The organism is Blastopirellula marina (assembly GCF_002967765.1).
Classification (GTDB): domain Bacteria; phylum Planctomycetota; class Planctomycetia; order Pirellulales; family Pirellulaceae; genus Bremerella; species Bremerella marina_A.
This window is the reverse complement of sequence record NZ_PUHY01000006.1, coordinates 403,018-415,207: the sequence shown is the minus strand read 5'-3', so window position 1 is coordinate 415,207 and position 12,190 is coordinate 403,018. Positions and strand designations below refer to the sequence as shown.

At 53.4% G+C, this 12,190-nt stretch carries 3 protein-coding genes; all 3 read right to left on the bottom strand.

The annotated features are described in order from the left end of the window. Nucleotides 1-64 precede the first annotated feature (64 nt). Entirely contained in the window at nucleotides 65-5,386 is a 5,322-nt protein-coding gene (locus C5Y83_RS09725) for a hypothetical protein (RefSeq protein WP_105329475.1), read from the bottom strand. A 288-nt stretch (nucleotides 5,387-5,674) separates the two neighbouring features. After that, nucleotides 5,675-6,913: a hypothetical protein gene (locus C5Y83_RS09720; RefSeq protein WP_105329474.1), complete on the bottom strand. Its 1,239-nt coding sequence runs from the start codon at nucleotides 6,911-6,913 to the stop codon at nucleotides 5,675-5,677. Nucleotides 6,914-7,156: 243 nt separating this feature from the next. Next, nucleotides 7,157-11,968 (bottom strand): hypothetical protein, encoded by a 4,812-nt coding sequence (locus C5Y83_RS09715; protein WP_105329473.1) that lies wholly within the window; start codon nucleotides 11,966-11,968, stop codon nucleotides 7,157-7,159. Between the last annotated feature and the right edge of the window lie 222 nt (nucleotides 11,969-12,190).

Below are 12,190 nucleotides of genomic sequence, written 5' to 3'. Positions count from 1 at the left end.
GTTCTTCTGCTCATGCTAATTAGTTGGCCAATAAGCACTCGCGAGCGAGGTGCAGTGCGTCCTTTTAGCGTGGTACTTGCAGGTCAACGGTGAACGAAGGGGCGCCCGTGGTCAGCTGCTCTTTCGTCCAGATATCGACCCGCGGCGAGGCCGCTGCTTCCGCATCAGACTTGCTCTCGTACATAAATCGATGTGTGATGCTGAGGATTTTCTGACTGCCATCGCCGGCCAGGGTGCAGGTCCGCTCGATCCGGGGAGGCGTAGGCGTGACCTCCACATGATGAGGCTGAATACCCTCGGGGCCGGGCTCGACGGTGACCATGACAATGTATTTGTACTTGTCGACACTGGTCGCCGGTTGAACCGTAAAGTTACCGACCAGCGTTTCGGCTTTGACCGAGTCAGAGTTCCCGCTGAGGATATCCAACAACGAGAGGGTCTTTTCCGGGACGATCGGCTTGTCCAAATGAAGGAATAGCTTCAAACGTGCCCATCGTGCGACGGGCTGCCAATCGCGAAGCTGAATCAAGAACTCAGGGAACTGCGTACCGTTACGTAGCATGAGATCGCCAAAATAGCGGGTCTCTAAGAGATCATTTTGTTTGAAGCTATTGGTCGCGCTCGGCTGGATTTCAGCCCAAATATGATACGGTCGAACGGTAAATAGGGTGTTCCTTATATTCTCGAGCCGAACCGGAATTTGCAGTGTCTTACTGTCTGAGGCGGGGGCTTGGAAATTCAAGATCTGAGCCTGATACGTCCCGTTGCCGCTTACACTGTCGGTCACGGCAACTTGACGTTGGGCAGTGATCTCGGCAGGATCATCGCTGAAAATCATCTTCTTCAGGACGTTGTCGTACGAAAGCTTGATCGCCTCACCGCCTCGCAGTTGAATGTTCACAGTGCTATCGGTCTGCCATTCGCGAACGACATAATCGAATCGCTTGCCGTTCGTAAAGTCTTGCGTGGCATACCACGGAACGTCGAAATCGTAGAGCTTCGGCTCCGAAGGATCGAGCTTTTCCGTAACCGAGTATTTCAACTTGGTTTGAATCAGCTTCTCGATCTCGTCCTTCAGCTTATGTGGCTCGTCGACGGGGATGAAACCACCGTTACCTTTGAACTTCGCAATCCAAGCCAACTCTTCAAGGGTATCTTCCTTCGGCGTGTCCTTTTCCGTGATCTTCAGATTCTTGGCATTCCCTTCGAAGGCAAAGCCAACCACTTGCAATTGCAGATTAGGCCGCTTTTGCCGCTGAAGATCGGTAATCAACTGCAGCGCACTGGTACGGTAAGGATCGCCTGGCTCGGCGGACTGCTCGTTGACTCCGTCTGTAATTACGATGATTTGCGTCGGCTTGACCGGATCGACCTTTTGCAGGGCCAAGCGAATTGCGTAATACAGTGGCGTTTCGCCGAATGCTTGTAGGGCGTTGACCTCGGCTTTGATACGATCGACGTTCACCCCTGGCTCGTTTCGACCTGGATCATGATCCAGCAGGGGAGTCAGATTCTCGCTGTTCAGGAATTGCACGTCGTTGGGAGGTTCGATGCCTGCGGGAACTTCGACGCCAGGTCGCTTGATGGCGCGCAAGGTTCCGTTCTCCCAACCCATTCGATTACCGAACGCCATCGTCAAGACACGGAATTTTCCTTTGTCGGTCGCCATCGAAGTAAGGATGTCATCAAGCACTCCCTTCGCTGCATTGATTCGCGTTTGCCTTCGTTGATTGGGTAACGTCTTGGCCATCGAGGCGGAACAGTCGAGAATGAAAATCACATCGGCCGAACCGGTGATATTACCGCCGACCACGACATACGGTTGGACGAACGGAAAAGGATTAATATCAACAATCTGGTCAATGCTGTCCTTGGGCTTCGTTCCTTCGATATCAAAGGGGAACTGTTGCGTGTGCCCGCGAAACCGCACACGCTCAAAGCCTTTCGACATTCCGGCAAATTCAGTGGCGTCGATCCGTTGTAGATAAGACCGTTGTGATTGATAAATGCCGGTCGGTTGCACGGGGAATGGATGCGAAAACGCATTCACGCCAGCATTGTTTCCGAACGATATCGCCTTACCTTCGACGTTCAACAGATCGATAGCCGAGGTTCCATTCGGAATCGTTGGTGGAATCTGAATGGTAAGTGGATGGTTGATCGACTTGGTCTGTGGTCCGATCACCACCTTTGGCACACCCATGTTGACCCAGTCTTCCGTGTCGCGTCGAAGCTGACTAAGGCGATTGTTGACGTCGCCTGCCAATTTGCTTGGAGCATCGACCGATTCCTGGTTGAAGGCCGTCAGGAATAATTGCGACTGGCGTTCAAAGTATGGGTTCTGCGGGTCATTTCCCCAGAAGTCTTCCAACTCGCAGTTTGCCAGCCAGGCAAGATGTTCCTTGCGTTGGCTTCGGTAATCGATTTGCGATGGGGTCGAGCGATTCGAGGCGATCTGCGACTGGTTTTCGACAACCGTGCCCGTAAATGCGGATGCACTAACGGCATTGGGTGCGTTGGCAAATGTTTCGATCTTACGGAACGGATTGAGCGTGCTTTCCAGCGACTGCATCATGACCTTGTTGGCGAACAAAACGGTCGGTGCCGCTTCAGTCAGCATTTTGTCGACGATCGAGAAACGATCGGGCGTAAGCGACATGACCTCGAAGTCGGCTGCTCCTCCGGCTTGACCTAACGCCAATTTCCACGGGCTTTGCTCATACGCCGTCAAACCAAGCTTTAGCGGCGACATCACCTCTGGTTTGGTGTTCGCGTTATTTACGGTTTGACTTTGTGAGATCGAGTGACTGGTACTGGTCAGCTGACTTACCAGCGAGCGAAGCTGATTTCGATTGTAAGTCGAAACGGTTTCGTTCAGCTTAGCGACATAGCGAACCCGCATCAGATTATGAATCGAAAGCAGCGTTTCGGAGTCGGCCCGGCTCTTGCGTCCTTGATCGTCCGTCAGGTCTTGGTATTCACGATTCAGGAAGCTGACAACCTCGGTGTATTTTCCGGCGATCTCTTGAACAAACGCCTCGTCTGGAACCGGGGCCTTGCCGTAATTTGGGCGAACGTCTCCTTCCAGTTTAGGTGGCGTTAACTGGTTGACGAGCTCGTGGCATTTTTCAAGTGCGGCAACGGCTTGCGAAATTCGCTGCTTCCGAACGTCATCGGCGTATGGCTGATGAGTCAACCATTCCAGCAGGAACGGGACAGATGCACGGACGCAATCGGCGACGAGATAAGCTTCGGTGAGTCGGGCCTTCTTCTTTTCGATCGCCTCTAGGCCTTGCGCACCCTCAGTAAGTGGAGTTGCGACCTTAATCGCTTCCTTGGGGTTCAATGCGAATAGAAGATCTTCCGCGCTACGTCGTGTTTCTTCCGCATCGTCCAGAACCGGTTCGAGCCATGGGAATACACGTTCGTCTTCGACGATGACAATACGTTCCAACCGTCGACGAGATTCCAGAAGTTGTGACATTGCGAGGCGGTAGTCGGTCGCGTCGAACGAACTTGGCTGGATGCCGAAGTCTGCATCCAATAGTTCGAGGTACTTGCCCAACATCACCAGGAACTCGACCTCAACGGCATGTGTTCCCGTTCCTTCGGGCGTCACCGGCGAATTTGGCGCGGTCAGAAGGTACTCGACGACCAAGTTGATATTGGTTGGAGTCATTTCACGCTGTTGCGAGAACGTATTCAACAACGAATCTGCTGCGACATAGTAATCTGGACAAACCAGTGGTTTTGCTTTGTCCTGCGACTTGATGTCGTCCGCCTTAGCGTCGTCCGCAACCTTGCCATTGTGCGTGGTCAAGTCTTCCAGTGTGGGAATCTCAGGCTTCTTGCCCGTATGAATGGCATTCCAAGCTGCCAAGCTGCCGATCGGAAACGAACTCGTTCCCTTCACGTTTTTCTTGACGCTACTTCCCTGGAAGTAAGCCAGATTGCTGGTCGCGATTTGCTGCTCGACAACGGCATCGTACTTTGCCAACGTTGCGGCTAGGTCGGCGATGCTTTGATTCAACGACTGTGCCGCCTGCGTGAATGCAGATTGGTAGGCGATGCCACCCCTAGCGAATGATTCGGCGCGAGTCAGCTGATACTGAATCAAGCTGAACCTCGCTGGTGCCAGACGGAGGGCTCCATTGTCCCCAAGGAACTCAATGGCCTCCCAGTACTCGGCTAGACGTTTGGCACCTGTACCGCTGCTGGCATCACTTGGTTTGATTTGAAACGATGAGTCTCCAACGCGACTCAGCAGCACGCTATCGGGCAGGGGGGACTGACCAACCGGAATCAGCACTGGTACCTGCCGTGAATTGAAATGCTGCACAGCCCAGTCATCGACTTGCTTCGTTAAGTAGCGATGGAGCTCGCCCATAGAAATGCTATCGTCGTCGTGGGAGTCGACCGTTTCATTCGCGTCTCCCATCAAGCCTCGACCGAAGAAGAGACCGAAGTTGGTCCCACCTTCCCACGGATTGGCCCATGCCTTTTGCCCGTCGCTATTTGAGAGAAGAATGTAAGTATTCGATAGCTGTATGTTAGTGGGTAGCTGATTGGCAAGCGTCTGCGCAGCTTGCGCGAAGTTGCCGCACAATCGGTCGGCCGACCACTGCGACTCCATGCGTCCCATATCAAGCACAATGAGTTTGAACGACTTCGGATTGCGCTGAACCTTAGGATGTTCCGAGATCGTTTGCAGAATCGATTCGAGCGGCACGAGGTGATCACCACGCGTCTGCGAATCGGGCTGCTGTGGATCGAGAGCTCGGCTGTTCTTCGCCACCAAATAAGGAATGGCGTCGTAGTTCGTCACACCATGACAACTGAGGTAGAACACCCAGCCACCAGGGCGGGGCCCACCAGGACCGTTGGCGGTGTCTAGATACTTTTGGATGGCTGAGGTGAATTCGTCGTCGTTCAGGTCAAGCCATGGTTTTTGATTGTCGGAGCCAACCGCCATTTCTTGGCCGGTTGTTAGTTCGATATTCGCCGCGGAATCGTCCATCGATAGGATGAAGTTTTCGCGGTCCTCTTGCGCGTAGGCGTTTGGCTCCCATAGAGGGTCATCGTGCTGTAGGGTCGCCATGTAGAACATCGGCGTCTTGGTTGGCTGACAACCAATGATTGCGACGAATGACCCAACCAGCACCACCAAGGCGAACAACAAGAGGTTCAGGATCCCAATGTTCTTAGGGCCCTTGCGTGTGTTGTCTTGCAGATAGGCCTTGCCAGACTTTTTTCCGCCTTGATCCCCTTCCGACTTGCGTCGATCTCGCCACCCGGTTGGTTCTTTCGGCGACTTTGCAGTGGGTTGGGGAGTGTTCTTGGGTTTCCGAGGCTTCGGTTTGCCTGCTCCCTCGCGCCAATCGGCCATAACGCTCGTCTTGCTCCTTCCCTCGCGGGATCGAGACTTCGTTGGTGATGAAGACCGTACTGCCGGGTAACCTTCTGCAGAGATTCTAAATTTATCTCACAGTCAGTTCCATTGAGGTTACCAGATTCCGTGCGCTCCTAAGAGCGAGTTTCTCGGAAAATGATAGACGGTTGACACGATGCCTTCGGCCGAGGCATTCTCACTGGGCCAAGAATGAAAAAACGCCACATATCCAGCGGGGAATGATGTGGCGTTGAATCCAATCTTTTTTCGGTAGGAAGTTGCCGACTAGCGGTTGATCGTCACCGAGCTACCAGGTCGAAGGACTCGCAGGGCGAGGCCATCGATCGGGCGAACGTAGACCAGACCACCGTCAATGTTAGTGACGGAAACCTTACCTTCAACGGTGTGGTCACCTCGACGACTGTGGATCTGGACTGGCAGAATTTCGCCGACTTTGACCTTCGAAGCTTTAGGCATGTGCATCACTGCAATGGATTTGGCCGTGATGACAAACTCCACTTTCGTAGTGACTGCTTTCGGCGTTTCATCTGCTTCTGTCAGAACGATCTCTTCGACTTGCACTTCCGCGTTCGGTGCTTCGTCGTGAATCACCATCGCGGTTGGCTTGGCCGTTGCTTCTGCCGAAACCGTTTTAACCGAGGGATTGATGTTAGGTGTCGCGGCAACCTCTTCCACGAACCCGACATTGACGGGAGCGTAGAAGCGTGACTCAGCAGCTTGGGGAGCAGCGGCGGCCGACGTCAACTGGACAAACTCGGTATCCTTCAGGACCGGAGCCGACGTTTCCATCGGAGCCGGTGGCGGGATAGGTGGAAGTGGCTCGTTAGGAGCCGTTTCGCGGTCCAAGATCGATGGTGTCGGAACGGTCTCACGCTCGATCGTTTCTTTCTTGGGTTCGACGCTAATTGGCGGGCATGCCGAGAGGGCTTGCATGGCCATCGAGCGAACTTCTGCAGAAGGCTCGTGCCAGCAACCGTCGGTCTCGCCGTAGGCCATGTCTTGCAGCTTCTCTTGGATTTTTTCGGTGCAGCATCCGTTACCACAACCATCTTGGCAGCCGCAGTTCCCGGCCAACGCTTGAATGGTTTCGACGGCTGCCTTACGCACGTCCTCAGTACAGTCGTTCAGGCCCGCTAGGATTGCCGCTTCGACTTTGCCTTCCTTGTCGTAGCATCCACAGCCGATCGTTGCCAAGTATTTCAAGGCTTTGATTTTTTGAGGTGCCATGTCCTCTTCGGCCTTAATTTCCGCGGCCGCTTTGATGGCCGGGTTAGGCGATTTGAGGTTGGCGGGGTCGGCAATACGCTTCAAAGGTGGCTTGCGTTCCCATTGAGGATGATTGCCACGACGATTGATCAGATTAGCATTGGCAGCATCAAATGCTTGCGGCACGCCCAATTTGTTCCAGACCGTGGTTGTTGGTGGAACGGAACGGATCGCACAACCATTTAAGAGCATGGCTACGCACGCAATCGCGGCGTACGGCAGTGAAGGCCGGACCATGGAACACTTCCTGTTGGGTTGTTGGGCTCGAACTTGTGAGGCTTAGGGGAAGACGCTGTGCTTCAACGTGGGATCAGCACGCTGAAGGATCTCCCCCACCATCAGTAGCATCGGAGTCCAAGTTCCAGGAAAACAGTATTCAATGGCTGGCCGGAAAAGTCGACGTATTGTGTGCAGTCGTCGAGTTTGCTGCATGGGCTGCATCCTGCCTATTCTGTTGGACTCTTCACAGTGTTCTGCTAGCTACTTGAACTTGAGCTGGTAGACCGGACCTTGATCCTTAGCGGGCGTCGCTTGAGCCGTGGTTTCGGCCGAGGCGATGCCTCCAGACGACTGCCGGGCACTTGTTTGCAATGTGTAATTCGTGCCTGCTTTGAGCTGGCGGCTTTGGAAGATCCATGACTTTCCGTCTTGGGCCCTTATCGCCGTGATGCCGGGCATCTCCTTGATGGTCGGGCGATACTTGGGATCTTCGGCTACTCTTCCGTTAACAAAGACCACTTGGGCTTGAATGGCCATCATCGGCATCGGATCGACGTCGTTTGGCTCTGCAACTTTCGGCAATACACGAATCTGAAGATCCAATGGTTTGGAACGCAGGTTCGCTCGGTTCACGGCAACGACTCGCAAGATATGGGTCGTATCAAAGTCCCACTTAAAGTCCTCGGGGCGAATGTTGAGAATGAACTGCGGACGACGCTGGAATGGATCGTTCGGATCTGGGACGATGTTGCCCACGAGTGGTTCAATAATCTTTGGTTTGTCAGCGATCGTGTCACCAGGGCCCTTGGCACCGATTTCCAGCTGTTTGATCCCTGACGCACTATCAGCTACTGGGATCGTAATCTTCTGTCCATCATTCACAGGGATATCGAGTCGTGTCGGCCCGATGTTGATTGTGGGAGGATCTTTGTCGATCACAACCGGGATCTGCAGACTATTGACGAGACCTTGGCCGGTCCGAACTTCCACCACAAAGTTGCCGACGAATGTCTCTTGCGTTTTCGTGCTCAGGTTGGGGGCATTGATATCTTGCAGACTGGCAGCAAACACCAGTTGCCCTTCAGAAAGGGATTTCGTCAACGTCACCCCGAACGAACGATTCGAGTAGAGCGTTTCGGTGAAATCAGGTCGTGCCGATAGGAAGTTGTTTTGTCCTTCTAGCAGACCCAATTGAATAGTGTTCGGATTGGTTTCACTGGCATAGTTAAAGCTGTTCGTATCCGTAGAAAGAGCCAGCATCCAATCAACCGAGTCGGTATCACTTGGCAAAATGATTGGCATCCGATTCTCGGGCCACGATTGAGCTAAAATCTCGATTGGCGGCGTCGGCTTTTCTTCGTTGTGAATATGGGGCTGGTACGAATCAAGCCACAACGTTTGAAAACCAGCGGAAGCATCGACGTTTAGTCTCCCTGTGGAAAGATTCATCACGTCACGAAAAGCCCGTCGCAGCGTCGGTAGTTCTTCCGCGGACGAAACGTTTAGAAGTACAGGACGCTCGACCGGACTATTGCGATCTAGATTCAGAATCGCCCCTAAGTTGGCTGATGCCGTGGGAGAATTCAAGCTGCCAAACGCTTGCCGTTCCTTGAGCTCGTTCGGACCGAATGTACCATTCCAGGCCCAATCCCAGGCCACACGAATTGGCACTTTGGCTAAGTCCTGGGGCAGCCCGACAAAGCCAGTTAGCGGCTCGGAATCCCATGTTGCCAACGGAAGGGCTCGGTCGTCGGAGATCGGTTGGACAATCATGTCGAGCTTGCGAATCAAGTTGACTGGCACGACTGTCGTTTGCAGATCGAGATAATCTTTAGGGTGCCGCGCGACAAACTCGACAAAACGCAACCAACGAATCGGCGACCCGTCAGGTTGTTTGTTTTGTTCATCTTCGATTACGACCAACAAGCCGTTGGACATATCCGTTGCGGCGATCTTCCCATTCTGGCCCGGCTTTCCATCTGGGCCTGGTGGGCCGGGAGGTCCTTGGAAGGTAAGCCAATTAACGCGACTAGGATCGACCGGGGCATTAATTATGCTGCCGCGAGCACGAGTCGCGACTGGTGGGATTTGATCGGTCTTGGGAAGATTGGCGGCCGTGGCGATCCCGGTCGGGGCGAAGTCGGCGCCTTTGTTCGCTAGGGGGATCTCAAACGAGAACAATCGCCAAGGTTCAAGCTCTTCTCCCTGAGTACCCGGACCATTACCGGCTGGTTTACGATGATAGTTCTGCGAGAAGATTCGCCCGCGTGGCATCACGCTATTTGGTGGTCGGACGACGGGATAGAGAGATACCTTGACGCTCCGAGGTAACTTCGAGCGATTAACGACCCCCAGCTTGAATTCGGAGTTGCGATTGTCGAACAGCGGAATCTGGACTCGCGGTCCGTAGAAAATGCCTGGCTGATCGGCACCTGGTTGCTGCACAACTAACTCCACGACATCCGCCCAGGGAAGGGAAGCATCTAACTTTGCAACGCGACTATTTTGTGCTCCTGGGGGTATCAGTTCGGCTGGAATCGAAAACTCTATCGTTTCGTTTTGGGCCAAGCGGACATTCGGCTGATTCTTGCGTGCAGCATTTTGTTCGCGGTTAAGCTTGGCGGAAGCATACCCTTCGATCTTCAGCGGGCCACTTGCATCAACACGGTAGCTCAAAATCCCGGTATTCGGATCGAAGCTGCCATTCTTGAAAGCGACATCTAAAACCGCCTGATCATATTTCACGGTGAAAGAAACATTTCGTGAAGTAAAGTTGGTTGCATCCAGTGTGATGCTGAAGTCAACAATTCGATCGATCGTTTCCAAGTCCATCGTCTGCGATTGGCTGTTCGAATCCACAACAAGGTGAGGAAGCTTCTCCTTCACCGGAAAGCGGATCGGAAGGGGCGGGACTTCGCGGACGATCGTTTGAGGCATGTCTCGCCAATCAAGCGTGCGAACCAACACGTTGTAGCGAACTTGTTCAGGGAAGTTGGTGTCGGATGCTATCTTCTCTTCGACACGTCTGCCAAGTTGAAAGAAAGCGTCTGCCGCGTCTCCACTTGGCGGGTTATCGGATGCCGCGATCTCGACATGTAATTCACGAAGTTGCTTCATGCTGGCCTCCGAAGCGCGAGGTAACGGTCCGCTGGAAAGTTGCGAAAGAACGTTAACCGATTCGCTTACGAACGAAATCTTAGGGATTGGTAGGTCTGAGAAATCCCGTAAAGCATGGATCATGGTTTGGCGGTCGGCTGGCGACGGCAGGGAGGTTTGTAGGTAAGCAATCAATCGCAAGGTATCGGCCATCGCCGCGTTAGGATTGCTTTGAGGTGAGGTAATCTCCAGATTCGATCCCATCAGCCGTTGCTTGGTTTGAATTTGGCTGATCGCATTCTGAATGGCATTGCCAAATGGTAATCGATCGATCACCGCCGACGGCTTGTCGGCAGAAGGTAGTGATACCATCGCGACGCTCACATCGCGGATTTCTCGTAGCAACGCTAGATTCTCTGAAAGCGAACTGTCGGTGCCCGCTAAATCGAACAGTTGCGTCAACTGCGGCACGTAATAGAGACAGTAGTTCCAGCCTAAGATGTCATTGCGTGCACGCAGGCCTTGATCGGTTAGATCAGCACTCCAAGCCGCGTAATAAGGGCTATTGATGAAGGTGTTCCAAGCTTCGACGAGGTTCTCATCTGGCGAGTTCTCGCGATTTCGATCTGGGGCGTTCACCTCAGTCCCGGTTTGGATGCCCTGGAGCAGTGCCGTCAAGGTTTGCTGCATCTTGATCAGCTTCCCTTCTTCGACCGTGCCACTGTTATATAGCAGGCGAAACTGGAAACCGATCAAGTAGTCGTCCAATCGGCGAAAGTCTTGCGGGGCGAAATCGATGGGACTCCAAACTTGATCGCCACGAGCCGCCGGCGGTGCCGCTAACTGATCACGGAGCTGCCATACCGCGAACAGAGTCGTCCAGCGCGGGTCTTTCTCTTTATCCTTCGTGTCGGTTTCGCTCGCACCATCCGTGCCATCTTTGGCATCAGGTTTCGGAGGAGGTGGTGGTGGCGTTGCTTCGGGTTTCTTCTTTTCGGCAGCTTTGTCTTCAAGTGCGGTTTCAAGCGGATCTTCACGAAGATATCGGCAGACAAAACGGCTTGGGAAGTCGTCGACCAGAATACCTTCGCCACCTTGGAACAATCGCGGCGTCTGCGCGATCGACCCGGTGCCGATATGATCTTTCACTCGTACGCAAATGTGATGGTACAACTCGTCCAAGCTCAATTGATGATCGTTATTCTGATCGCTTATATCTTTGCCAATCAGCGCTTCTTGAATAGCTTGAGAGAAAATCGAGTTGCTATGAAGTGACCGTGAGAGCGACTTCTGCCCGTCATCGTGCGATGTGATGAGGAACAAACTGGAGTCACGTTTCTTAAACTCGGCTTCGAGTGCGGCTGCGAAGTTGTTTTGATACAAGTCGATCTGACCGTCGGTCACGATCGTACCGGCATCCAACAGCACAAGTTTAGTAGGGCAGTTGGCGGTCTCAATCCAATCGAAGAGGACGTTGAGATCGAGAACTCCTTCCTGTTCCCAATCGGCAAGCGAGTTTCGCAGGAAACGTGGCATCGCGACCACGACATGCGGCTGCCCCTCAGCGTCGAACCGAATCGTGTGAGCTTGCAGGTAAAGTACGCAGGCATCATTCCAACCTGGGAGATGCCCACCCGATGCTTCACGAGCAACTTGATCGAGTGGCGGAAAATCGCCGACAGTAACTCGGCTGATCAGAAACGACTTGGGATCGTGGTTGCCTTCTTCGGAAATAGTATCGGCAACCGAACTGTGAACCAGCGGCATGGTGGCCAGCAGGTCGTACTCGATCGGATTGGCAGCAAAGAAGTAGGTTCGCTGCTCGGATGGGGGTAATAAGAACCAGATCAAGACTGCCAGCAAGGCAACAAATAATGTCCCCACAACGACCAACCGGACCATCCGCTTCATCGGCCGGCCATTGTTAGCCGGGCGTTGCTTCCAATCCTGCTTCATGCCGGGAGTCAGCTTGGCCATGGTCGTTCTCGTGCTGCTGATTTTAGGGATAGGCGACTCGACCTGGGGCTTCTCTTCCAAAAGAAACAAACCAGATTCGCCTGGATAGCGCCATTAAATCACACCTAATTTAGCTTGCAAGACAGCCCCGTGACGCTATTTCTGAGGGAAAAGAAGAAGGGACCGAGGCATGATAAGCCTTGGTCCCTTGTAGAGCACGTCACTTGGTTTTTCGTCGTAGAG